We start from the raw sequence: 23,291 nt of genomic DNA, 5'->3' as shown, positions 1-23,291 counted from the left end.
ATAATTTCTATTTGTTAACAACTATTTTGATACTGAAGCGGGTACTGCTAAGCAGCTGCCTTGCATGTATATTTATACTTGTGCGCTAGCAGGTTTAGCTGTAAGTATAAACTTATGCGTGGCTATGCCTTAGAATTCAGCATCATAGGTGTATTGCCTGCCTTTTCTCTATACTTTAATCAATTTCTTATTCAATATTATTTGTGTGGCTGATAGCGGTACACAAGCAGGCATTTTATATCTATACAAATGAAGAAGCTTCTTCTACTTATACTTTTTATAGTAACTCAATTAGCTGCCACTGCACAAAATACCGGCAGCATCAGCGGAACCTTAAAGACATCTGATGGCCGTCCTGCAGATGGAATTACGATTGCGTTAACTCAAGGCAACTTTGCATCTGTTACAGGTTCAAATGGGGGTTATACCTTACTAAACCTTCCCTTGGGCAGCCATACCGTAGTAGCCAGGGGACTAGGTTTTAAAGAGGAAAAGCGTGAGGTGGTTTTAACCGCAGATGCTCCTTCCGTATCACTTAACATCAGTCTTACAGCCAGTAGCAGCGCCCTGCAGGAGGTTGAGGTACTGGGCCGCAAAGAAACCTCTTATAAAAGCGAGTACAGCTTTATTGGAACTAAGACTGCCAGCCTGGTGATAGATGTGCCGCAGACCATCTCTACCGTGACCAAGGAGTTGATGGATGACCAGCAAGCTTACCGCCTGACGGACGTAGTGAAGAACATTGCCGGCGTAAACCTATACTCACACTACGATGACATGACCGTTCGCGGCTTCCGTAACGGATACGAGAGTGGTTTCCGCTTATTGAATGGCATGCGCTCTGGGTATAGCTATGGCAACGGCTTTTTCCGGGTACCACTTACAGCCAACATCGAACGCGTGGAGGTACTAAAAGGTCCGGGGGCAGCTTTGTTTGGGGATGTAAACCCGGGCGGTACCATTAATTTGGTAACCAAAAAGCCATTAGACGAAAACAAAAAAGCAGTGAGTTTCTCAGTGGGTAGTTTTAATACAGTGCGTACAGCGCTGGACTTTACGGGCCCTCTTAATGAGGATAAATCCATGCTTTACCGCCTCAACTTCAGCTACGAAGACACGGAAACCTTCCGTGACGTAATTGACAATAAAGCTGTTATCATTGCACCAACCGTAACCTTCCTGCCAACTGATAAGACCACTATAAACGCCGAGATGGTTTACAGCAATTTTAACGGTTACCTTGACCGTGGCCTGGTGGTGCGTGGCGGTGATTTGTTTGCACTCCCTTTTTCTTTTGCGCTGAACCAGCCTAACGACCATTTTAAGGTAAATGATTTCTACCTGAATGCTTCCCTGAACCACAAGTTTACAGACTGGCTTTCCTTTAACGCCTCTTACCTGAAATTTACTTACTCAGAAGACCTGAAGGAGCACCGTACACTGAACACCTATGCCGATGCCCCTGCCAACACCATCATGAACCTGCGCTATTATGAGCGTGTGGCAGAGGAGTATACCAACAGCTTCTCGGGCTACTTTGCACTGAATGCCAATACCGGCAATATAAAGCATAAAATTGCCCTTGGAGCCGATTATATCGAATTCGACACAGATAAAAGCAGTACTACCTGGGAGGCACGCCAGAGATTAGTAGATGGCAAAGTTGTACCGTTAACGCTGGACCTTAACAAACCGGTTTACGAGCTGAAGGATGCTACCAAGTACATCCGCCGCCCAACACCGCAGTTCTTCATCGATTATATAAATGCAGTATACAACACCACGGGTATTTACGTGCAGGACCAGATGGAAATGACGGATAGACTGAGTGTGCTGGCAGGTTTGCGTTACGAGATGTTTAGCGATGAGCGCGATTATGGGGATGGAGAGGAGCAAATTGTGCAGAACGTGATTTTGCCCCGCCTGGGCATAACTTATTCGCTGCTGGATAACCTGAACTATTTTGCGAGCTACAGCCAGGGCTTTAAACCGCTGAAGCCGGAGTTTATTAAGTTCCCGAATCGCTATGGCAGCCAAGAACCGTTTGAGAATGAGAGCAGCTATCAGGTAGAGACAGGTTTGAAAGGTGAGTTCTTTAATAAAGGCCTATTTGCCACGCTCTCTTTTTACCAGATTGAGAAGCTGAACATGCTGGTGCCAACAGAACAGTTTACAGCTGATGGCAACCCAATCTACAAACAGAACGGCAGAGCTCGTTCGCAGGGTGCGGAAATTGAGTTGTCTGGTAACCTGAGTTCAACCGTTAGCCTGAACTTTAACTATGCTTATAATGATACTGAGGTGATGCAGGCAAGTGTAGCAGCCGAAAATGGAATGCAGCTTCCAAACGCTCCGAAGCACAGCTCGGGATTATGGGCCAAGTATACTTTTGATCTGCCAGCTCTGCGTGGTCTTGGTTTTGCATTTGGTGGGCACCATGTAAGCAAACGCCGCATGGAGAATCAAGCAAGAAGGGTGAATACCGGTGAGTTGTTCTGGGATTTCTGGCCGTCTTACACAACTATAGACGCAGCACTTTTCTATAACATAAATAAGTTCAAGTTCAACCTGAATATGAACAACCTTCTGGACGAAAGGTACTTTGTGGGTGGTTACGACCACTTCCGTGTCAGCCCGGGAGCGCCACGAAATTTCCTGGCTAGCATCGGCTATACTTTTTAGAGGAATGCGCTGGTACGAACTTGTAGCTCGTACCAGCGCATTCTGCTTTCTCTGAGTAATGTTAATTCATTGGAAGAATCAATATGCAAGGCACGAGCTGCAAGCTCGCACCAGCGGAGACTGCCAGACAGTTTACTCTTGAAATTCTTCAACCAAAATCATCAAAGAAATGGAATACGTTTTAGAAGCCCGCAAGCTTTGCAAGCAGTACCAGGATAAACTGGCGCTGCACGACTTAAACCTACAGATTGGGGCAGGCGAGATTTTCTGTCTGCTAGGACAGAACGGTGCCGGAAAGTCCACCACTATTAACCTCTTTCTGGGTTTCTTACAACCAACTTCAGGAGCCGCCTATATCAATGGTCTGGAGGTGGCTACCAACGTCACGAAGGTGAAGGAGTTTCTAGCCTACATTCCAGAAAATGTGATGCTATACCCGAACTTGACGGGGCTGGAAAACCTGGCACTTTTCAGCAGTCTTGCTGGCTACAACTATAACGAGCAGGAGCTGATGGATTACCTGTTGCAGGCGGGCTTGCCAGCCGAAGCCGCTAAGCGCAGGGTAGGGGGCTACTCCAAAGGCATGCGCCAGAAAGTTGGTATCGCTATCGCAGTAGCAAAGCATGCCAAGGTACTGTTGCTCGATGAGCCTACCTCCGGCCTCGACCCTAAAGCCAGCAACGAGTTTTCTGATTTGTTACTGAAGCTGAGTGACCAGGGTACAGCTATTTTTATGGCAACGCATGACATTTTCCGGGCAAAGGAAGTAGGTACACGGGTAGGCATCATGCGCGAAGGTGAGCTGGTGGATGTGCTATCAACTGCTGCGCTTAACGCTAATGAACTAGAGAAACTATACCTTAACTACATGCACATTTAGCGATGGTTAAAAGTATAGCACAGAAAGAATTCATCAGCACCCTCCGCGACAACCGCTTTGTTGTGCTCAGCACTATGGTGCTGCTGCTTTTGCTGGCAGCTACGGTGGTGGGCCTGCATAGCTACAGCACCTTGCAAGAGGAGCGTGAGGCGGCACAACAGACAGTAAACGACCAGTTTGCCAACGCTGAAGCCCGACACCCGCACCGCATGGCGCACTACGGTTCCTATGCTTTCCGACCAAAGTCCAGCATCAGCTTTCTAGATTTCGGCATGGACTCCTATACCGGTGCCTCTGTGTACATGGAAGCGCACAGGCAGAACAGCGCCAACTTCAGTCAAGCCCAGCAATCCTCTTCGCTCATTCGTTTTGGTGAGATGACGGTAGCCTTCGTGCTACAAATGCTGATACCGTTGCTTATTATTTTCCTCTGCTTCGGGGCTTTTACCCAGGAAAAGGAAACAGGCACACTGAAAATCCTGCTAAGCCAGGGAACGTCGTTGCGGCAGGTGGCCTGGGCAAAGATTGCCGGTTACAGTAAAGTGGTGGCGCTGGTGGTAACGCCGGCTTTGGTACTGGCTAGTGTGCTGCTGTTTGGCAAAGGCGGTTTTGATTTAAGTGGAGATATACTACTGAGGTTACTGCTGTTTATCAGCTTTTACCTGGCATACTTCTTTATATTTATTGTACTGTCTGTGGTGGTATCGGCACTGCATTTGCGCTCGAGCACGGCACTGGTTACCCTGCTGGGTGTCTGGATTCTCTGCTGCATCATCATACCTAAAGCCTCCGCAAACCTGGGCTCGACACTATATACCACTCCAACCAAAGCGCAGATGGATGCAGACGTGCACGAAGAGGTAGCCAAAGGTATAGACGGGCACAGCAGCGGACAGGATGAACGGACGGAGAAGCTGAAAATAGAGCTGCTGGAGAAGTATAAAGTAGCCACTGTAGAAGAGCTGCCGGTTAATTTCGATGGCATACGCATGGCGGTAGGTGAGGAGCACAGCACAAAGGTATACCAGGAGCACTTCAATAAGCTGATAGAAATTTTTCGTAAGCAGAACCGCATTTCAGAATATGCTGGCTTCTTAAATCCATACCTATCTGTGCGTCACTTGTCTATGGGTATGGCCGGTGCCGACTTTAACCACTATGTGCATTTTCAGAATGAGGCAGAGCAGTACCGTTATAACCTAGCCCAAGGGTTGACTCACATACAGTCCACCCGATTAAAGTATGGAGATAAGGAAACGCGCCTGAGCTCCGACACCTGGAAGGAATTTCAGCCTTTTGTGTATGAAACACCCACAGCCGGATGGGCCCTTGGCAACCATTTAGTGTCTTTAATTTCCTTGTTCATGTGGCTGGTACTGGTATGTACAGTGGGTATGAAGCTGATCGAAAAAACTAAAGTAGCTTAAGCGATGAAGAAATTCTGGATACTGTTAAAGTATGAATGGCTCAATTTCAGAGCTGATAAAGGGCTGTTGATCCTGACCCTACTTACACTTTTTGCAGGTCTATATGGTATATACTATGGCACTACCGAAATAAACCGGCAACGGGAAAACATCGCTGCTCTGGATGTACTTACGAAGAAGAACATTCAGGAACTCAAAGCCAAATACCCTGAGGGTACAGACGCCGGTGACATTGGGTACTACCACTCTACCTTCGCCATCAACCACCCTGATTCCTGGGCCAGCCTGTCCTTGGGGCAACGCGACGTGAACCCGTATTACATCAAGCTCCGTCTGCTCAACCTGCAGTCGCAGCTTTACGATACCGAGAACATCAACCCACTGAAAGTGCTGTCGGGCAATTTCGACCTGGCCTTTGTGCTGGTATACTTGTTCCCGTTGCTTATCATCGGGTTGTGTTTCAATATCCTATCTGCAGAAAAAGAGCAGGGTACACTTCCTTTATTATTATCGCAGCCCATTACTCTGCCTTTAATAGTAAGCGCGAAGCTGACCTTCCGGATGATGCTGGTGTTAGGCTTAGCCTTGCTGTTATCAGTTGTGGCTATGGTATGGGGGCAGGTGATGCCGGATACGCGTGTAGTGCTGTGGCTGGGTGTTGTGGTGCTGTACTGCCTTTTCTGGTTTGGGGTGGCCTTTTTAGTAGCGGCCCTACAGAAAAACTCCGCATTTAATGCCGTTACGCTGCTGGGTGTATGGCTGATGCTGACCATTATTATACCTGCTTTATTGAACGTATATGTAGCCGTGAAGAAGCCTATGCCGCAGGCGCTGGAGCTTACGATTAAGCAGCGGGAAGTGGTGCATGGTGGCTGGGATAAACCTAAGCGCGAAACCATGGATAAGTTCTTCGCCCTTTACCCACAATACACCGACACTACAGAAATTAAAGTACGTTTTGTGTGGCGCTGGTACTATGCATTTCATCATTTGGGGGATGTGGCCGTAGCAGACCTTACCCGTGATTACCAGCATGGGATGCAGGCGCGGCATCAGCTGGTGGAGCAGCTGAATGTGTGGTCAGTGCCTGTAAATGTTCAGACCATCTTCAACGCCATGGCCGGATCTGATTTGCCGTCTTATGTGGGCTTCTTACAAAGTGCCACCCAGCATCACGATTCACTCAGGGAGTTTTACTACCCGTTCCTGTTTAAGCAGGTGAACTTTACCAATGCAGATTATGCCAAAGAGCCAAAGCACAGCTTCGTCAGTTTGCCTGATTATACTACAGTATACACAGGTTTGTATAAGCTATTGCTGAGTGTGTTGCTGGTATTTGTAGTGGGAATACTACTGTTCAGGAATGTGAAGGCTAGTGTGAAGTAAAAAATATTTTACCCGAACAATTTTAAGTTAGACATTGGAAAGACCTGTCATGTTATGGCAGGTCTTTTTATTAGTATAAAATTAAACTAACTGATTCTTGATTGTAAGCGCAGCCTTTATACCCTAAGTATAGGTACATCTTTTTGAAAGTGCTCCTGCTGCAGGCTGCTATTGCTTAAAGTGTTAAGTATAACTTTTCTATTGCCCTCACGTTCCCAATTAAAAAAACATAGAAGAGCTTATGAAACTGAAAATCTACTTCCTCTTTTTTGTCAGCTTATTATACAGCTGCAATTCATCAGAGCAAAATGCGATAGATGAAACTGAGTTACAGTCCCTTCGTAAAGAGCACCAGCAAATGGAGCAGATTCACGAGGAAATGGAAAACACCCACAGTCAGATGGAAGAAGAGCATCAGCAGTGGCTAACCGAAAACGCGGGTCTTTTTCAGAATGAGAACCAGCAGGCTCTTGACAGCATTAAACAACAACACCAGCAGATGATTGATAAACATGCTGCCATCTTGAAAGAGCACGGCAGTATCATAGAAAAGCATGGCTCCTTTATCGATAATCCGGAACAATCAAATCTTACTCAGGAGCAACAGCAGAGTCAGTTCGCACAGATGAAAGAAGAGCATGAGCGCATGAAGAGCGAGCACGACAAGATGATGCAGGAGCACGAGCAAATGAAGCAAGAGCATCAACGTATGGTTGATGCAAGGCGCAGTAATTGATGCATCAGGCATACATGCGGATGATCACAGTTACATGAACCTTGAGCAATCAGAAGAGGCCAGTGGTAAAGTGAAACGTGTTTGTTTCAGGGTAGATGTGCCGATTACTTCTTGTCTTCCTTGGAAAGTACTAAACATGGAAGCAGGAAGTTTAAGGAAAAAGTAGCGTATAACAGTTCAAAGAATCCTTTCTGTTACTCTGGAAATTAAAAAACCTCTTATTTATCGAAATAAGCGGTTTTTTAATGTTTGTATTGTAGCCCGTAGGATGGAATTATCGAATCTTTTCCACATTGATTTGGCCCTTCTGGAGGAGTTTATGCTTAGTCGACTTTGTCATAATTTAGAAACTCCAGCGTTCATTGGCTCATTTCCAGCCTAGCTTCTCAATGAACTCCTGCCTGTGTTTTTCCACCTGACGGGAGAAGTAAGGTATGCGCCAGATCATGTGCGGGGCTCCTTGCAGCTCATAAAACGCTACCTGGCTGCCCAGCTCGTTTGCCTCCTCGGCAAACTGCCGGACGGAGCTGATGTCTACGGCGTTGTCCTTGCTTCCGTGAACGAGCAGCATGGGAGGGAGGCCTTCTCTTACCTGGTGCAGCGGTGAAACAGCCTCAATGAACTCGGCGCTGTAGTGCCTGTGCCACCAATTGTGTCCACTTCCGGTCAGGTCAGCCAGCGCGGCGTTAGCCATGACGGCGTTGGGCCGGGAGCTGATACGTTTGCTCTCGGTCGGCTCATCCAGCCTGCCGTCGAGTGTTGCCAGCGCCAGGGCGATAGTGGCTCCTGCGGAGTTGCCCGTTGCCATGACCTTTGAGGTGTCGATGTGGAGTTCCTCAGCGTTTGCTCTTAGGTACCGCACAAGGGACTTGCCGTCAGCGATGGCGTCCGGCAGCAGGTTGCCGTGCCTGTTGGCCACTCTGTATTCCACAGCCACGGCCACCCAGCCCAGCTTCGCATACAGTTCGCAGGTAGAGAAGAACCAGTCTGGTTTTCCCTCATAAAAGCTGCCCCCATGGAACATAGCTATGACTGGGTTTTTTTTATCCTTTTCCAGCGAGTCAGGCAGGAAAATGTGCGCATCCAGCTTATAGCCGTCCACTTCTTTATAGGTCCTGATCAGGTGGCCTTGCCGTTTTTTGAGAGCCTCTTGATATAGGGTGTTTATCTCTTCTTTGAAGGAGTTGTTCTGGCACAGCTCGTTGAAATCAGCTACGTTGTCTTCAATGTTCTTGACACCGAGGTTCTCGATGTGGTTCAGGAGAAAGCCGTGGAGTACCTTATCGTATACTTCCTGGTTGGTGAAGGCCCTCCTGATGACGGTGAACCCTGCGTCCAGCCTTTGGTTGTCGCTTTCTACATAGTTCTTATTTGTCAGTTCCTTACCGATCTCTGTGTAGAGGTAATTTTTGAGTAAACCCTTAAATCCATCATACTTATGTAATGAAGGGTCGTTAAGGTTAACGGCATCTAGCCGGTCCTGAGAACTTTGACTGAGCTCTACAGTTTTGCCTGTGTTCTTTTGGTGTATGAGCGGGTAATCAGCCAGGAAGGACAGGAAGGTTAGCTTAATGTCTGTTCTGTACTCTCTTAAGAAGGTCTTGCTTACGTTTGGCCGGTCCTTTAACAATTTATCCAACGGGGCTAAGAAGCCTTCCTGCAGCGAATCCATTTTAGCGACGAATTGCTTCTCCGGTAGTTTCGAAAGATAAGTATTGATTTGGCTGTTGAAGTACTGGTTGAAGCTTTGACTGATATCACGCTGCTTATACAGGAACGCATTAACTGCGGCATTCTTTCCTTTGAACTGTATGGAGCCGTCAATATTTCTTTCATCAAAGGAAATAAAAATGTCTTTTCGGGGTTCAGCAAACAATAAGATTTCTGTGTCCTTTACCTTTAATTTTACATATCTGGCAGTCTCCAGAGGTATCTCAAATCTAACCTGTCCGGCTTTGTCAACTGCGCCAGGGAATGTTCCTAAATGTATAGAATCTGAAGAGTTGTTTTTGATTGCTACAGTAATTTTTATGGTCTGGTCAGCGTGCCTTAGCGGTAAGGCAACTGCCCCAAACTGTATAATTATTGCTAGAATGAAGCTTAGCCCGTTTTTTAGTTTACTCATAGTGGAATAGGTTTGATCTGAGGCAAAAATGAAGAATAAAAATGGTCTCAACGTCTCAAATACAGTATCTGAGACCTATTCAACCGGCTTTTTCTCTCTTTCCCGCTGGTACTGTAGCGGGGTCTTTCCTGTTTCCTTCTTGAAGGCCCTATAAAAGGAGGCCTTAGACTTGAAGCCTGCCTCATACGCCAAACCCTCAATGGAGTAGCTCGTGTTTTCCTCGCGCATCAACAGTTCCTTGAAATACGCTACCCGGTATGAGTTGATGAGGTCATTGAAGTTTTGGCCCAAGCCCTGGTTTATCGCCGCAGATAAATCCCGGGCAGGTATCTGCAGAGTAGAGGATAGCTTCTGCAAACTTATCTCCGGGTCGGTGAACAAGGACTCCCGCTCAAGCCCCTGCCGGATAAGCTCAGTTGTCTTGACATGAGCGTGAGTAGAGAAGTTCGTGCCTTGCTCCTTAAGTACTGGAGAAAGGATCTCTATTTCAGGGAGCAGATAGCACATGTAGCACAGGAAGTACACGTACAGCGTCAGGGCCACATAAGGGATATAGTATGTTTTGATCGGCCCTATTTCAAACCCGCCATTGTACAGGGTGAGAAGGATGTAAGCAACAGTTGTCCCTGTGGAAGCGGCATCCACTAGGATCATCGCCTTTGACCAGAACAGGGCGCGTTGCGTGGAAACGGTCAGCTTTCTGGCTGTGTTTGCCCTGTAACTGTACCATACCCTCAGCGCAAGCAAGGCGTAGATCACATAGCTAACAGTCGCGGCGATGTTGGTTGAGAAGTTGATAATCTGGATAGTGCTGTCACTATTCCCGAAGCCAAACCAATGGAAGCCCGAGCGGTACGCCACGTCTATCAGCAGCACGGGTATAAAGTGAGGCGCGACCTTGCTAAGCGGCTGCGTTTCTTTATAAAGCAGATTTTTTACGAAAAGATAGAGCAAAGGGCCGGAGGCAAACTGGTAGGCCAAGGGAAAACGGAAGTCATCCAGAAAGCCAGGTTGGATCTCCTGTAGAATGATTTTGAGGCTGCCCAGCGAGAAGATGAGCAGCAAAAAGCCGAGGTAGTAGCTGTGTATTTTCTGTGGACGTCTAAGCAGAATCAGGAGGCTCAGCACCAACGCCTGGGCAGCGCCAAGTGAAAAAACAATCAGGAAGATATTAAAGGAAAACTGCATGAAGCACGAAAGGTTTGAAGTCGGCAGGCTAAGGCTAAGCACCTGATTCAGACCTGACCATGGAAAATCGTTCTAGATCCCAAGATACCACTTTTCTGTTTGATATGCAGGCTCCTGGCTGTAATGCGGTGCAGCTTTGAATACCTTACGTTATACAGCTTAGTGCAGAAGTTTGACTAAGGCAGAGGTGGGAGTGAACCGGAGGGGAAGAATTAGCGAACCAAAAAAGCAGCTCCACATTAAATGGAGCTGCTTTTTAACTGTGTAGACCGAAGGATGGAAGTATCGAACCATTTCCACAGGGATTTGGCAGCTTTAGAAGCCAGTATAACCATAACTGAAGAATAACTTATTGAATTAGGTATTTCCTCATCATAAGTTTTGGGTTACCTACATCCCAATTAAGAAACTCCATTTTACTATCCCTTATGCAGCATGTAATTTCTTTTTGTCGAAGCGTATAAATAAGGTTATTATAGGGATTAGAATTGGAAGGAAATTAACTTAGAGCATGAGTACTAGAGCAAGAGACCAACAAAAGAAGCAGCGCCAGAAAGAGTTCAAGGAAAGGAAAGAGCATCAGGAGGCCCTTAAAATCGCTTCGAAAAAAGGTAAAAGGAGTTTATCTGCAAATGAAGGCGAAACAGATAGGATGCCCAAAAGCGAAGACTAATTAGTGACTCTACTTTTTAGTACATTTTGAGGTGCTAAAATATCTTAATTGATACTTATAGTGTTTCGTTGTAGACAGAAGCTTATGTTTGTGAGCTGTTGCTGCCAGATTCCTGAAAAGTTCGATAAGTCTCCCCTTCGGTTAAAAATATCGAACCAAAAAGCCGCTCCATTTAACGTGAAGCGGCTTTTATACTATGGTAGACCAAAGGGTGGAATTATCGAACCATTTCAACAGGGATTTGGCTGCTGTGGAAAATTATCTGAGGATAGGAGCCTATTTGTTCATTTAAAGCTACCAGTTCACGATCAGAACCTTCTCCTCGGGAAGGAACATATAGGCGTAGTCGTAGCAGAGTGGTGGGTGTTCCTTTCTAATCTGTGGCCCTTTCTCGCGATTGGGGGCATTGCAGCATGCGGATGCTTACCTAATCCAGCCGATGAACGCAACAAGTATGGCCAACTTTCACACGTACCTAAGCAGCGTAAAAACAGCCAGATGGCTGAGTCAGTACGAATGCCAGTGGGTTTGGTAGGCTTCTGGACCTTCTTGCCTTAGGGGATAAGCAGCCTGCCAATTGGATGCGTGCTCCCGGAAGTGGACAAAGTTGATAATCCTGAAGGAGCTGGGGTTTCGCTGTTTCCAAGGGGTAGGAATGTTAGGTTCGGTTAAGGAGAAGTACTTGGTTTTACCTGCAAGTGCGAGCTTGTAGATCATACTGCTATTTATGCTGAAAGTATCGCTGAGTGGAAATGAAAAAGCACAAGCTGTAAGTTCGAGCCAGCGTAGAAAATAACTGTAGGTTCACCCACTCCAGTTGCAAAGGAACAAACATAGTTAAAGCGCAAGGCAAGCTTTGCATTTTCCTACGTTTCTGGTACAGAGCTGACAGCAGTTATGGCTTTTTCTATTATATTTGCTACTGTACAAATCCTCTATTTTTATTCCGTAATTAACTATGAATAAGCACTTTTTCTGATTCCCCTGCTATATCTGCTAGCTGCATCGGCAGCTGATGCGTTTGTTTTTCACCCGGAGCTAAAGAAGCAATTGGAGGTGGCTACCTACCCCTATGGCGACAACGATCGGTTAGGTAATATTCAGCCTATCGCCCAAGCAATGGCCAACGCTCTGGGTGCAAAGCTACACCTGAAAAGTTACTCTACAGTAGGAGAACTGGTAGCTGGCATGCGGAAGGGTGAGGCTGACGTCGCAGTGATGAATACCTTTGGCTATCTGTTGCTGCAGACGGATCCTGTAACTCCCATAGTACCCTTGGCGGCTTTGGAAGTTCCGGCTGATGTGGCCAATGGCTATACCTCGTGCTTGATTGCCAGTAAAAAATCCGGCATTCGCTCCATAGAAGACTTGCGTGAAAAACCAGAGGCGTATACGATGGTGTTTGCCGGCAGACATTCCACTTCTGGCAATTTGATTCCAAGGTTGTACCTGGGCTCGCTGGGCATTCTTAACCCGGAGCAGCAGCTGAAGGAGGTGTCATTCCTGAACAGTCATGCCCTTGCACTGCAGGAAGTAGTAGACGGCACCTCCGATGTGGCAGCGCTTGGTACCGGTGAGTACGAAAAGCTGTTGGCAAGTGGTAAGCTGAAAGGAGAAGATGTAACGTTGCTGTGGCGGTCAGAGAACATTCCGCAGGGGCCAGTGGTGTGCAAAGCATCTATGCCTGCCCGCCACCAGAAAAAGCTGCTGAAGGTGCTACTACAGGCTCAAAGCAATAATCTGGAAGCCATTGTGCAGCTAAAACTCGCCTGGACCGAAGCCTGGGAAGCCAAGCAGTTTGTGCCCGTGCAAGAGCAGTATTACCAAAGTGTGATAGGCCTTTCCGGTAGCAGATCGAATTTCAGGAAAGTACTGGAACAGCATTTGTGAATTTTGTCGCAGGTCATCTTTTTATGCCGCACCAATCGTCAATAAAACCTTTAGTCACTACATGTTATCACACTGCTATACTTGCAGTGCTCCAGCTTCTACACAAAGCCAGTCTCCACGGGATTGATTTGTGCATGTAGTCGATTTTCTGATCCATGCCTATGTCGCCTGGCCCTGAGCGTGAATCTCAGATTGCGCTTCGCCCAGACCTGCGCATCATGGTGGTGACGACCTGGACGCGGAAGCCGTAGAAGTAGCGCCGCTTGCTTTGGCACTTGCCCCGGTAGGCCTCCCCCTGGAGCAAATGGGAACGGGCGATGCGGATGTTGTCGCACACGGCCACGGGAAAGGAGTCGATCAGGTAACTTGAGGAGGTGTTGAGCTCCTTGAGGCTCTGGGACAGGGCGGCAAACAGGGCAAGCAGCTGGGGCTGCAGGCCGTGCAGGCGGCGCACGAAGCCCGACTTGTCGATCTTCTTCACCCCGTGGTGGGCCTGCATGTAGCCGTAGGCCGAGTGAAGGTTGCCGTAGAAGAAGCGGGCCGAGAGCAGTGCCGTGGTCAGGAGCTCTGCGTCGGAGATTTTGCAGTGGGCGTCGTCTTTTCTGCCGATGGCACGGAAGAAATCGTCGATAAAGCAGTATATTGTAATGGTCTGTTCTGTCATGGCTGTTACGAGTTAAGTCTGCAAACTTTAAAACGTACAGAAGCCACTGGCAGAACAGATTTTTTTTTGTTAAACGGAGTGAAGTATTACGCAACTTGAGTTATTTAGGCGTTTTATCTTTATTGTATTCTTGTCAAGCCGCTAACGTATTGGTATGAAACGGATAGTTTTATTGCATCTGCACGCTTTCCTTTGTGCAATTTCGTACTAATAGTTAGGGAAGGAATCATATGGATTACTATAGTCTAGAATATGAAAACCTGCGCATAGAAGCAGATAATGACAAAAGATATATTTTCGAGCGTCCGGTCCTAATCGTGACGGTAAGTTTGGCTGCGATCAATTTTGGGGCCGTTGATTATTTCCCTTATATACCCGCGTTCATAACCTTCATTCTGTGTTTCAACCTCCTTTTTACGGCAAACAGGCTGTTGAGTGCAATCAGGATCACCTCCTATATACTTATAGTTATTGAAAGAGATCATCGCCCTTACATCGGTTGGGAGAACCTGATGCTTCATTATAGGGAACTGACACATAAATTGGGTCGGAAACGTGTAAAATGGTTGGTGAAGAGTGAGATAGACAATAGTCTTCTTCCGAAAAGAGGCGGCTTTTATCAAATCATCTATTGGTTTCACATCTTCATATTGTTTGTGACTTATTCTGGATTTATTCTTAAAAAGAGTAACCCTTCATTACTGGTAGTTCTTTTTTCACTGATCCCTATTTTGTGGTTTATATATCTTTTGGTCGTTTATCACAACAATAGATTCCGAAAACAATTGATTGTGGAAAACATATTAATGGAAAAGGTATTAGCCTATGTACAGGATAAACGTGTTTTGCAGGAATTGATAGTAAAATATTCAGATAAGAAAGATACTGGCGAAAAGGCATGCTAAGGATGGTGCTATTTTGGGGTCCTCATGGCCAGAATAGTCTGCATCTGGCAGGTGAAAAGAGTTTCCTAACTAGTGGTCGTGGAAACGTTTTACATCCCCGTCTGTTGCAGGTCGTCACTCCTTGTGGCGTGCTGTAATTACGCATATAATTCTTTTGGGAAAGGGTAGTGTTAGAGATCTCAAAACCAGAAGATAATATTCGTTTTTTTCGCAGAATATTATCATATTTATGTATTTGAATTAGCAAAAGTAGCTCGACTATGAAACCAAGTATAAATACAGATGCACTCTTGTTGAATTTTAAGCGCTACATTGATCTTTCAGGCGAAGAAGAGTTGCTTGTTTTACAGCAGGTTACTCCACGCACGTTTCAAAGGGGGCAGTTTATCAGTCTTTTGGGGGAAGTAGAAAAGTTTACCAATTTCATAGTAAGCGGTAGTGCTAGGGAATTCTATGTAGACAACAATGGGCATGAGCATAACCTTCAATTAGGTTTAAGCAATTGGTGGGTGAGTGATTATGTCAGTTTCATAAGTCAGCAGCCTAGCGAGTTGTATGTGGAGGCTTTAGAAAACACGCATGTACTGGCTTTCTCGCACGAGCACTTACAGCAACTGTATGAAAGGGTACCTAAGATGGAAAGGTTCTTTAGGCTACTGATTCAGAAGTCCTATGCTTCCTTTCAGAAAAGGGTGCTGTCAAACCTCAGTCAGGATGCCGAGCAACGGTATCTGGACTTTCGGGCAAAATATCCTGAAATGGACCATAAGATCTCACAGAAGCATATTGCTTCATATTTGGGCATGTCCGCTGAGTTCTTAAGCAAAATAAAAAAGCGCATTGTGCTCAGTGAGCGGAAGGCACACCGGGATCTTTAGTGCAGTTCTGTTCTGATAAACAGGCCTATGTCTGGCAATATTTCTGGGGAAGGACCGAACTGGTCTTGCATAAGAGCTAGACCGTACTGCACCCTTCGCCCTTCCAAATCAAGGCGGATCTGTTGGCTACTTCTTTGGTGGGCACTGCGGCTAAAACTAGAAATCGCCTGGACCCTAGAGTTATATGGAGGAGCTTACTAAATTTAGACCTGTATACAAACAGGGCGAATCCCTGAAATCCGTTCAATTAAGATACGTTTACTCTAGGCTTGATGAGTAAGGTCTAGCCCTCTCACCGTGTCAGAAACTGAAGAGCAATTGAACCCTTGACATCAGAGGCTTTTGTATAAAATGCGCACAGCTGAATATTAAAGGATTTGGATAAAGTTTTAATTAGGTAAAACTAGCTAATCAGTTCATGGGGCACGCTTCTGACAGGTTGCTCATAACCATGAAACCCCCGATAATCATAGCTTACTAACATGCTGGATACATGTACCCAGCCAATATTGTAAGTTGTATCTAGCTGTCTACTGATGCCATGCTGATAGTAGGCGTAGCGCGTGCCCGCCATGACCTCCGCAGGTATGTTTTGCGCGGAAGCCAAATGGGCGTTCAGGCACAATCCTGCTATTGCTATTAATTTTTTCATATGCTTTTTGTTTGCTTTCGTGATTCTGCCGCCTGCGCCTGAGCGTAATGGAGATGCACTAGATTTTACATTTACAAAGATGTGCGTGCGCAGGGGTTTAGAATATAAACCAGTTCAATAAGAAAGAAGGGTGGGGAAATAGCTTTGCTGAGGTATAGCAATAGTAGCCTAGGAATTAGAACTAGGTTCTGAAAATAAGTAGGTGCCTTGCCGTGAGATGCGAATTCTTAATCCAGTTCATTTTTTGTGCGCTCATAAGCTTTCATATTTGTCGTCATAACAAATATGAAAGCTTATGAAAAAACTAATGACCATTTTAAAGCCTGAAGCTCATATTTCAGGACTATTGCTTCTATTAACCTTATTTGTTGTCATTTACTAACCGGCTGCCATTCATTACTAGGCTGGTTCGGGGACTACTGATTCGAAGGAACCATGGACTACCTTATCCAAAAAGCAGGTCTTCACTGGATCATAGTCCTGCTGGTCATATTATTGCAGTTCTTCGGGTCTTTGCTCTTGTTGGCGGGTTTTGCGGCCAGGCTCTTGGCGCTAAGCATGATACCGCTTTTCTGGGCATGATCTTTACGGCCCACTTAGATTATGGCTTTTTCATGGACTGGTATGGCAACCTCACTGGCGTCTATTGGTGCCGGCAAATAAACGTTCGATTCTTGGCTCTTTGGCAACGAGAGTTGCTATGGAGTAGCCGATAAACAATCAACTTTACTTGAAAGGCATCCGAACGTCTTTTAGACAGACGTGGGACGTTCCACATATACTTGAATTGCTAATGTAGTGTAATTAATTTGTGCTGGCTCATTCAACAGTAATTCCTCTCGGGAGAGAATTAAATGATCAGCCTTAACACCAATTTTCAAAATTAAAATAATCAAAAATATTATGAACAAAACAGTTTTAATTACTGGAATTAGCAGAGGGATAGGATTTGCCCTTGCAAACCTTTTACTGGAAAAGGGGTACCGCGTATTCGGCACTAGTAGGACAGGAGAAGCTGCAGGGCTCATTCATACAAACCTTGAGATGCTACCACTGAATTTAGCTGACATGGCTAGCATTAGGCATGTAGGTGAGTATCTTTATAATAAGGGGACCAAGATTGACATCTTGCTGAATAATGCTGCAATCGGGCCGGATTTAGATACGTTGCTACCGGATGAAAAATCATTTCGTGAAACATTTGAGACTAATGTTACCGGAACCGTTTTCTTCACGGAGGAAATACTAGCCTGCTTAAATGAAGAGGCTAGTATTATAAATATTTCTTCTAAGATGGGTTCCTTGGCAGTATGTACGGATGCTGATTCCGTGGCGTACAGAATGTCCAAAGCTGCACTGAATATGTATTCAAAGATTTTGGCTAATAGACTGCGGGGCAAACACACTGTGGCAACCGTGCATCCAGGTTGGGTGAGAACAAAATTAACGGCAGCTAATAAGAATGCACCGCTTTCTCAGGAAGAATCAGCTGCCAGTATTTTGGCAATGATAGAGAGTAGTTTCAAAACAGGCATTTACTGGAACGCACCTGAAAAGGCTGAAATTGAATGGTAACTGGAGCAAGTTCAAGATTGAATCACTCTTCAGATTCACAATTATGCTTCCTCTTATTCCCCCTTGCATTTTTTGGAAATGTAGAAATCCAACTGAATATATCTATGACAATTAATGATTACTATGACAGACACCCTGGTAACTTCTATTCTTAGATGACTGGTGACTTCGAAACCTTGCAACGTATATTTCACTGTTTCTGGAAGATCATTCTATCTTCTCATTATTAACGAAAAATGCGATTTATCTCGGAGCTGGACATGGGCTACAAAGTGTTCCTCTAGCAATATTCGGGTTTAATGTTACTGTAATTGATTTCAACAATCAGCTCTTGGAGGAACTTAAAGTTAATGCCGATCAGCTATTTATTGAAATAATAAAAGACGACATCAGAAACGTTAACCAGTATACCGCTAGGGGACTAGAGCTCATTACTGGCTGTAGAGATACGCTTATCCTTCTAAAAGATAAAATAGAAGTACAAATTCTGATATAGGACATTGCAACTACACTACAGACAGTCAGCAAAGCAATTCTTTCTTTCCATGACAACAGCACTGAGTGACCAACGACTTCAGGTTTATTCCTGATAAGAACGACGAAACCAAGATTCTCACATGTTTTCTGGAGTCTAGTACAGAAAACATGTGAGAATAACAGATTTACTACAAGAGAAAACGGATACAGGTTGGGATTTAAAAGTAAGTTCCTATGACAAAGTGCGAATCACTATAGAAGAAATCAGAGATTATATTCAGGCTACAGGATATAGGTGAGTCAAACAAGATAAGATAGGACTTACATTATCACAGTCAAAACCTAATAAATTATTTATGTACACACTAAAATTGATTCTAATAGGTCATAATTGTTTGATTCGGTAATGTTATTGTGTTTCAACTTATTAATACTTTTAAAGATACGCTGGGTACTCCTATTAAATTACGCATAAGGGAATTCTGCTGTAAATCTTGTATGTGTTTAATTTTAAATGGTTATTCCAGCTTCAACAGAATTATTTAACTTAATCAACTACTTGATTTATTAACCCTTACTAAACAAAACTAAAATGTATTTGATAATTATACCGAACGGTATTATTTTGTGCCTAAATAGTGAATACTTTCATTCAAGTTGCAGAAGGTGTTAGTTAGTATTATAATAAGATGGTAAGTTTTAATACCAGAGTCTGTTACGATGTTTTCTGATGTTCATTAACAAAGCTCTAAGCTGCATTAATTAACTGATCTTTTTATGAGATTAATTTTTTACCAATAGAATATACTGATAGGTATAAAATGAAAGATGTTTATCTAATCGATGCTGTCAGGACTCCCATCGGCAAGTATGGAGGTAAGCTTGCTTCCAGCAGACCAGATGATTTACTAACAGCCAGTATTTATGGCTTGCTGAAGCGTTATCCTGAAGTTCCCCAGTATCTTATTGATGATGTGATAATAGGATGCGCCAATCAGGCCGGGGAAGACAATCGAAACATAGCGCGACTTTCAGCGCTCATGGCCGGTTTACCCGATTCTGTGCCGGGTGTAACTGTTAACAGGCTTTGCGGATCAGGGATGCAGGCCATAGTAGATGGCTTCCTGAGGATTGGCAGCGGTTATGGAGACTTAATCATCTGCGGAGGGGTAGAAAGTATGACAAGAGCACCTCTTGTGCTCTCAAAACCAGAGACGCCTTACCAAAGAACTGCAACAGTGGCGGACACCACTTTCGGCTGGCGCTTTGTGAACCCAAAGTTCCTGAAGAGCTATGAAGCTCTTCAGATGGGCGAAACAGCGGAATTAATTGCTGAAAAATATAAAGTCACCAGAGAAGAGCAGGATGCATTTGCGTTGCAGTCACATCAAAGATATTTCCAGGCATTAGCGGCCGGAAAGTATAAGTCGCAGATCATTCCAATAGAAGTTAAGTCCAGAGCTCAGATCTCAGAGATCGTGATAAATGATGAAGCGCCCAGACAAGATACAAGCATTGAAAAATTAGCTGTGTTGAAACCGGTATTTCATAACATGGGCACGGTCACAGCAGGCAACTCTTCTGGACTAAATGATGGCGCTTGTACGCTGTTGCTTGCCTCTGGAAGCATAGTAAAGCAACTACAACTACAACCTTTGGCAAGAATAGTATCTTTTGCATTGTCCGGTGTCCATCCAAATCTTATGGGTACAGGGCCAATTCCAGCTTCTCTAAAGGCTCTTTCTCAGGCACATCTAAGGGTAAATGATCTGGATCTAACAGAAATAAATGAAGCTTTTGCTGCGCAGGCACTAGTTTGCATAAGGGAGTTAGAGATTGACCCCACAAAAGTGAATGTGAACGGCGGTGCTTTAGCTATCGGACACCCATTGGGTTGCTCTGGTACAAGAATAACGGGTGCCTTGGCATACGAGTTGGCAGTGCAAAAGAAACGATATGGCCTTGCCACCATGTGCATTGGTGTAGGGCAGGGCATCTCACTAATAATTGAAAATCTACGACTATGAAAAAAGCATTTGTTATAGAAGCCTTGCGTACTCCTGTCGGAGCTTTTGGCGGAAAACTGGCTGGCTTAACAGCTACCGATCTGGGAGGTTTAGTCATTAAAGCTGTTTTACAAAAGGCTGGTATCTTGCCAGAGATAGTTCAACATGCCTATATGGGTAACGTGTTGTCTGCGAATCTAGGGCAGGCGCCTGCACGGCAGGCAGCTTTGGCAGGAGGTCTGCCGGTAGAAACTGATGCGACCACCATCAATAAAGTATGTTCTTCAGGCATTAAAGCTATCACTGTTGGTGCCATGTCCATTATGGCGGGTAAAGCCTCTGTCGTGATTGCCGGTGGAATGGAGAGCATGTCTAATGTTCCTTTCTACCTGCCGCAGAATCGCTTTATCGGCCATAAGCTGGGCCATCCCGTTATGGTTGACGGCTTGCTCAAGGATGGGCTCTGGGATGTCTATCACGATTACCATATGGGAAATGCAGCAGAGCACAATGTACGCCTTCACCATATTTCCAGAGAGGCGCAGGATACATACACAATAGCCTCTTATAGAAAGGCCATTTCAGCTACGGAGACTGGAATCTTTAAGGCTGAAATAACACCCATAGAAGTTACGGATGCAAAAGGAGAAGCCATTGTACTAAATCATGATGAGGATATTTATAAGGTTAAATTTGACAGAATACCAATGCTTAAACCAGTTTTTGAGCAAGGCGGCACCATTACTGCAGCTAATGCATCCAACCTTAACGATGGCGCCGCCGTCCTACTATTGGCAGCAGAGGAGAATCTGGATGATTTTAAAGCGAAGCCAATGGTAGAGATATTAGACTTTGAGGATGCCTCCCAGGCCCCAGAAGAGTTCTGTACTTCCCCAGCAATGGCTATTGAGAAGCTACTGAAAAGGAACAACCTTACCGTAGCAGACATCTCCTACTTTGAAATCAATGAGGCATATGCCAGTGTCATTTTAGCCAATGCAAAGCTACTGGGCATTCCCCTTCAAAAGATAAACCCATTCGGCGGAGCGGTTGCCTTGGGACACCCTATCGGCGCATCTGGTGCACGCATCGTGGTTACGCTAATTAATGTTCTAAAACAGCTGAAAGGCGAGCTGGGTATTGCCGCCATCTGCAATGGCGGGGGCGGTAGCACGGCCCTTCTGGTAAGAAACTTACAAGCTTGAATTGAATGAATTTTAATTGTCATGAGTCCTATGAGTAAAAGAGAAGTAGTAACAGGCCCTGGAGTTTTAGCCCTTGTGGGTAATGACATTGCTTTTTTCTGGAGCAATATTGTTCAAGGCAAGAGTGTGGCAGGGCCGATCACCAGGTTTAACGCCGAAAAGTTCAATATTCGTTTTGCCTGCGAGCTGTAAGATTTCAATGTGGCTGGTTTTCTGGAGAAGGGAGACATCAAGCGGACTGATCTCTTTACGTAATATGCACTGATTGCTTCAGATCAAGCGATATAGGATGCTAGTTTTGATCTACCGATGCTCTCTCCCTTTAATGTAGGTGTTATCTGGGAGTCGGTGCAGGGGGGCAAGACCACTTTTGAGGAACAGGTAAAAGCGTATGACCATGGAGAAGCTAATCCAAGGTTGTTACTAAATTAATTCCTAATATGGCATCAGATATGATCTCCATGCGCTATGGTAATATGTGAATTACACTATCATTTCAGCCTGTGCCACTTCCAATGCCGCCATCAGGAATTCCTTCAACTACATTCGCTGGGGTCAAGCTGAAATTATTGTTACAGGTAAGGCAAAGGGGCCCATTACTCAGGCTACCATAGGTGGTTTATGCGCTATTAAGACAAATTCTATCGGATATAATGATTCAGCCACTGCTTCCAGATCCTTTGATTACAACGTAGCGGCTAGGTGATGGGGTAAGGGACAGGAGCTATCGTGCTAGAGGAGTATGAGTATGCAAAAGCCGGGGAGCCAAAATTTATTGATAAATAGCCGGAGCATCGATGGTTTCAGATGCATATCACATGACTGCCATGCATCTTAAAGGCGTAGGAGCAGTAATAGCGAAGGAACTGGCATTAAAAGAGGAAGGCCTTACAATACACGAAATGGATTATTTCAGTACACATGCTACCTCCACACCGGTTGGGGATATAAGTGAGATAGGGCTATCGCTTCACTACCAGGAACTGCTAAAACAAAAATGGTAATAGGGGCAACCAAGTCCATGACAGGCCACCTTTTGGGCGCAACAGGAGCTATAGAGGTCATCACTTGTCTGCTTTCTATAAAAGAGAATATTATACCTCCTACCATAAAAATAACTGAACTGAATCCGGTAATTCCAGCAAACGTAAATTTAATTCTTAATAAGGCCATAGAGAGGAAAGTGGAGGTGGCACTAAGTAACACTTTTGGCTTTGGTGGGCATAATTCAATAGAAATATTTTAAAAATTGTAGCATGTTAGGCTTGCCCCATCTCATCACTTTTACCATAAAAATTTTAGGGAGCAATAGTTTGGGCAATAAGATACCAATTGGTATATTTACATCATGAGCAAAGCAGAACGTACTCGAAGATTTATAGTTGAGAAAACAGCTCCTATTTTTAATACTAAGGGATATGCAGGTACTTCACTCTCAGATCTGACCGAGGCTACGGGACTCACCAAGGGTGCTATTTATGGCAACTTTGCTAACAAGGATGAAGTTGCTTTAGAGGCTTTTCTCTACAACATGGAGCAGATTACGATGACCATCGGTAAGCGCATGGAAGCAAAGCAAAGCCCATGGGAAAAGCTGATGGTATTTCCGGAGTTTTATGAAATGGCGTTTAAGAGGCAGCACCTTGCTACCGGCTGCCCTATTGTAAATACTGCTCCTGAGGTAGATGATACACATCCAGTTTTAAATAAGGCAGTTAATGAAGCAATCCGTAGATGGGATAAGGGAATCCAGCGTCTTGTACTACAAGGTATGGCGGAGGGCCAAATCAAAGATGAAACCGATGCTTCTGAAGTGGCTTCGCTTATGATCAGCTTAATTGAAGGCGGCGTAATGATCACCAAGAGCACAGGTAACATGAAATACCTGAATGCAGCCCTGGCGCAGGTAGTGACTTTGCTGCGGAATATTAAAGCATAATTT

At 45.0% G+C, this 23,291-nt stretch carries 23 protein-coding genes and 1 pseudogene; 20 read left to right on the top strand and 4 right to left on the bottom strand.

Annotation, left to right across the window (positions count from 1 at the left end; all coding sequences use genetic code 11):
• Nucleotides 1-249: 249 nt before the first annotated feature.
• The 5 genes from AC4BAP_RS13860 (at nt 250) to AC4BAP_RS13840 (ending at nt 7,111) form a co-directional block, all read left to right on the top strand.
• The gene (locus tag AC4BAP_RS13860; protein WP_490583258.1) at nt 250-2,682 is read left to right on the top strand and encodes a TonB-dependent siderophore receptor; all 2,433 of its coding nucleotides are present in this window, start codon (nt 250-252) and stop codon (nt 2,680-2,682) included.
• 169 nt (nt 2,683-2,851) lie between these two features.
• Entirely contained in the window at nt 2,852-3,562 is a 711-nt protein-coding gene (locus AC4BAP_RS13855; protein ID WP_490583257.1) for an ABC transporter ATP-binding protein, read from the top strand.
• Nucleotides 3,563-3,564: 2 nt separating this feature from the next.
• Complete coding sequence (locus AC4BAP_RS13850; protein WP_490583256.1) at nt 3,565-4,989, top strand: ABC transporter permease; 1,425 nt, start codon at nt 3,565-3,567, stop codon at nt 4,987-4,989.
• A 3-nt stretch (nt 4,990-4,992) separates the two neighbouring features.
• The gene (locus AC4BAP_RS13845; protein WP_490583255.1) at nt 4,993-6,375 is read left to right on the top strand and encodes an ABC transporter permease; all 1,383 of its coding nucleotides are present in this window, start codon (nt 4,993-4,995) and stop codon (nt 6,373-6,375) included.
• A gap of 241 nt (nt 6,376-6,616) precedes the next feature.
• The gene (locus AC4BAP_RS13840; protein ID WP_490583254.1) at nt 6,617-7,111 is read left to right on the top strand and encodes a hypothetical protein; all 495 of its coding nucleotides are present in this window, start codon (nt 6,617-6,619) and stop codon (nt 7,109-7,111) included.
• A 367-nt stretch (nt 7,112-7,478) separates the two neighbouring features.
• Here the strand turns inward: AC4BAP_RS13840 and AC4BAP_RS13835 are convergent, their stop codons facing one another.
• Complete coding sequence (locus AC4BAP_RS13835; RefSeq protein ID WP_490583253.1) at nt 7,479-9,236, bottom strand: alpha/beta hydrolase; 1,758 nt, start codon at nt 9,234-9,236, stop codon at nt 7,479-7,481.
• A gap of 75 nt (nt 9,237-9,311) precedes the next feature.
• On the bottom strand, nt 9,312-10,424 hold the full coding sequence (locus AC4BAP_RS13830) for a helix-turn-helix domain-containing protein (protein ID WP_490583252.1): 1,113 nt from the start codon (nt 10,422-10,424) through the stop codon (nt 9,312-9,314).
• A 511-nt stretch (nt 10,425-10,935) separates the two neighbouring features.
• Between AC4BAP_RS13830 and AC4BAP_RS13825 the strand changes: the two genes are divergently transcribed.
• Nucleotides 10,936-11,097 (top strand): hypothetical protein, encoded by a 162-nt coding sequence (locus AC4BAP_RS13825; RefSeq protein ID WP_490583251.1) that lies wholly within the window; start codon nt 10,936-10,938, stop codon nt 11,095-11,097.
• A 975-nt stretch (nt 11,098-12,072) separates the two neighbouring features.
• A complete protein-coding gene (locus tag AC4BAP_RS13820) occupies nt 12,073-12,987 on the top strand; it encodes a phosphate/phosphite/phosphonate ABC transporter substrate-binding protein (RefSeq protein WP_490583278.1) in 915 nt (304 codons plus the stop codon).
• 220 nt (nt 12,988-13,207) lie between these two features.
• Here the strand turns inward: AC4BAP_RS13820 and AC4BAP_RS13815 are convergent.
• Nucleotides 13,208-13,651 (bottom strand): annotated as a pseudogene (locus tag AC4BAP_RS13815) (transposase); the annotation flags it as partial.
• A gap of 230 nt (nt 13,652-13,881) precedes the next feature.
• Between AC4BAP_RS13815 and AC4BAP_RS13810 the strand changes: the two are divergent.
• Both AC4BAP_RS13810 and AC4BAP_RS13805 read left to right on the top strand, forming a co-directional pair.
• Nucleotides 13,882-14,556, top strand: a complete 675-nt coding sequence (locus tag AC4BAP_RS13810) for a hypothetical protein (protein WP_490583250.1) — start codon at nt 13,882-13,884, stop codon at nt 14,554-14,556.
• A 260-nt stretch (nt 14,557-14,816) separates the two neighbouring features.
• Nucleotides 14,817-15,434, top strand: coding sequence for a Crp/Fnr family transcriptional regulator (locus tag AC4BAP_RS13805; protein ID WP_490583249.1), 618 nt, complete (start codon nt 14,817-14,819; stop codon nt 15,432-15,434).
• A 403-nt stretch (nt 15,435-15,837) separates the two neighbouring features.
• Here the strand turns inward: AC4BAP_RS13805 and AC4BAP_RS13800 are convergent, their stop codons facing one another.
• Nucleotides 15,838-16,086 carry a hypothetical protein gene (locus AC4BAP_RS13800; protein WP_490583248.1) on the bottom strand — a complete coding sequence of 83 codons (249 nt, stop codon included), beginning with the start codon at nt 16,084-16,086 and terminating at the stop codon, nt 15,838-15,840.
• 435 nt (nt 16,087-16,521) lie between these two features.
• Here AC4BAP_RS13800 and AC4BAP_RS13795 point away from each other — a divergent pair, with 435 nt between their 5' ends.
• The 11 genes from AC4BAP_RS13795 (at nt 16,522) to AC4BAP_RS13745 (ending at nt 23,288) form a co-directional block, all read left to right on the top strand.
• The gene (locus tag AC4BAP_RS13795; RefSeq protein WP_490583247.1) at nt 16,522-16,668 is read left to right on the top strand and encodes a DoxX family membrane protein; all 147 of its coding nucleotides are present in this window, start codon (nt 16,522-16,524) and stop codon (nt 16,666-16,668) included.
• Between the two features lie 321 nt (nt 16,669-16,989).
• Nucleotides 16,990-17,661 (top strand): SDR family NAD(P)-dependent oxidoreductase, encoded by a 672-nt coding sequence (locus tag AC4BAP_RS13790; RefSeq protein WP_490583246.1) that lies wholly within the window; start codon nt 16,990-16,992, stop codon nt 17,659-17,661.
• A gap of 187 nt (nt 17,662-17,848) precedes the next feature.
• Entirely contained in the window at nt 17,849-18,157 is a 309-nt protein-coding gene (locus tag AC4BAP_RS13785) for a class I SAM-dependent methyltransferase (protein WP_490583277.1), read from the top strand.
• A gap of 802 nt (nt 18,158-18,959) precedes the next feature.
• Nucleotides 18,960-20,165: a thiolase family protein gene (locus tag AC4BAP_RS13780; RefSeq protein ID WP_490583245.1), complete on the top strand. Its 1,206-nt coding sequence runs from the start codon at nt 18,960-18,962 to the stop codon at nt 20,163-20,165.
• Complete coding sequence (locus tag AC4BAP_RS13775) at nt 20,162-21,349, top strand: acetyl-CoA C-acyltransferase (RefSeq protein WP_490583244.1); 1,188 nt, start codon at nt 20,162-20,164, stop codon at nt 21,347-21,349. Before AC4BAP_RS13780 ends, AC4BAP_RS13775 begins: the two co-directional genes overlap by 4 nt.
• Before the next feature lie 30 nt (nt 21,350-21,379).
• Nucleotides 21,380-21,541 (top strand): hypothetical protein, encoded by a 162-nt coding sequence (locus AC4BAP_RS13770; protein ID WP_490583243.1) that lies wholly within the window; start codon nt 21,380-21,382, stop codon nt 21,539-21,541.
• 117 nt (nt 21,542-21,658) lie between these two features.
• On the top strand, nt 21,659-21,781 hold the full coding sequence (locus tag AC4BAP_RS13765; RefSeq protein ID WP_490583242.1) for a hypothetical protein: 123 nt from the start codon (nt 21,659-21,661) through the stop codon (nt 21,779-21,781).
• 46 nt (nt 21,782-21,827) lie between these two features.
• Nucleotides 21,828-22,055, top strand: coding sequence for a beta-ketoacyl synthase N-terminal-like domain-containing protein (locus tag AC4BAP_RS13760; protein WP_490583241.1), 228 nt, complete (start codon nt 21,828-21,830; stop codon nt 22,053-22,055).
• A 91-nt stretch (nt 22,056-22,146) separates the two neighbouring features.
• Nucleotides 22,147-22,353 carry a hypothetical protein gene (locus AC4BAP_RS13755; RefSeq protein ID WP_490583240.1) on the top strand — a complete coding sequence of 69 codons (207 nt, stop codon included), beginning with the start codon at nt 22,147-22,149 and terminating at the stop codon, nt 22,351-22,353.
• Entirely contained in the window at nt 22,347-22,595 is a 249-nt protein-coding gene (locus AC4BAP_RS13750; protein WP_490583239.1) for a hypothetical protein, read from the top strand. Before AC4BAP_RS13755 ends, AC4BAP_RS13750 begins: the two co-directional genes overlap by 7 nt.
• A gap of 102 nt (nt 22,596-22,697) precedes the next feature.
• The gene (locus tag AC4BAP_RS13745; protein ID WP_490583238.1) at nt 22,698-23,288 is read left to right on the top strand and encodes a TetR/AcrR family transcriptional regulator; all 591 of its coding nucleotides are present in this window, start codon (nt 22,698-22,700) and stop codon (nt 23,286-23,288) included.
• Nucleotides 23,289-23,291 lie beyond the last annotated feature (3 nt).

This window comes from Pontibacter sp. GD7 (assembly GCF_058216375.1).
Note: the sequence above shows the minus strand (reverse complement) of the source record. Positions and strands in the feature narration are given on the sequence as shown.

Coding starts and splice junctions, on each gene's coding strand:
- AC4BAP_RS13770 (WP_490583243.1), top strand. CDS start 21,380: ATGAGTAAAAGAGAAGTAGTAACAGGCCCTGGAGTTTTAGCCCTTGTG.
- AC4BAP_RS13765 (WP_490583242.1), top strand. CDS start 21,659: ATGCTCTCTCCCTTTAATGTAGGTGTTATCTGGGAGTCGGTGCAGGGG.
- AC4BAP_RS13835 (WP_490583253.1), bottom strand. CDS start 9,236: ATGAGTAAACTAAAAAACGGGCTAAGCTTCATTCTAGCAATAATTATA.
- AC4BAP_RS13845 (WP_490583255.1), top strand. CDS start 4,993: ATGAAGAAATTCTGGATACTGTTAAAGTATGAATGGCTCAATTTCAGA.
- AC4BAP_RS13810 (WP_490583250.1), top strand. CDS start 13,882: ATGGATTACTATAGTCTAGAATATGAAAACCTGCGCATAGAAGCAGAT.
- AC4BAP_RS13755 (WP_490583240.1), top strand. CDS start 22,147: ATGGTTTCAGATGCATATCACATGACTGCCATGCATCTTAAAGGCGTA.
- AC4BAP_RS13775 (WP_490583244.1), top strand. CDS start 20,162: ATGAAAAAAGCATTTGTTATAGAAGCCTTGCGTACTCCTGTCGGAGCT.
- AC4BAP_RS13855 (WP_490583257.1), top strand. CDS start 2,852: ATGGAATACGTTTTAGAAGCCCGCAAGCTTTGCAAGCAGTACCAGGAT.
- AC4BAP_RS13800 (WP_490583248.1), bottom strand. CDS start 16,086: ATGAAAAAATTAATAGCAATAGCAGGATTGTGCCTGAACGCCCATTTG.
- AC4BAP_RS13750 (WP_490583239.1), top strand. CDS start 22,347: ATGGTAATAGGGGCAACCAAGTCCATGACAGGCCACCTTTTGGGCGCA.
- AC4BAP_RS13825 (WP_490583251.1), top strand. CDS start 10,936: ATGAGTACTAGAGCAAGAGACCAACAAAAGAAGCAGCGCCAGAAAGAG.
- AC4BAP_RS13805 (WP_490583249.1), top strand. CDS start 14,817: ATGAAACCAAGTATAAATACAGATGCACTCTTGTTGAATTTTAAGCGC.
- AC4BAP_RS13850 (WP_490583256.1), top strand. CDS start 3,565: ATGGTTAAAAGTATAGCACAGAAAGAATTCATCAGCACCCTCCGCGAC.
- AC4BAP_RS13830 (WP_490583252.1), bottom strand. CDS start 10,424: ATGCAGTTTTCCTTTAATATCTTCCTGATTGTTTTTTCACTTGGCGCT.
- AC4BAP_RS13840 (WP_490583254.1), top strand. CDS start 6,617: ATGAAACTGAAAATCTACTTCCTCTTTTTTGTCAGCTTATTATACAGC.
- AC4BAP_RS13745 (WP_490583238.1), top strand. CDS start 22,698: ATGAGCAAAGCAGAACGTACTCGAAGATTTATAGTTGAGAAAACAGCT.
- AC4BAP_RS13780 (WP_490583245.1), top strand. CDS start 18,960: ATGAAAGATGTTTATCTAATCGATGCTGTCAGGACTCCCATCGGCAAG.
- AC4BAP_RS13860 (WP_490583258.1), top strand. CDS start 250: ATGAAGAAGCTTCTTCTACTTATACTTTTTATAGTAACTCAATTAGCT.
- AC4BAP_RS13790 (WP_490583246.1), top strand. CDS start 16,990: ATGAACAAAACAGTTTTAATTACTGGAATTAGCAGAGGGATAGGATTT.
- AC4BAP_RS13795 (WP_490583247.1), top strand. CDS start 16,522: ATGGACTACCTTATCCAAAAAGCAGGTCTTCACTGGATCATAGTCCTG.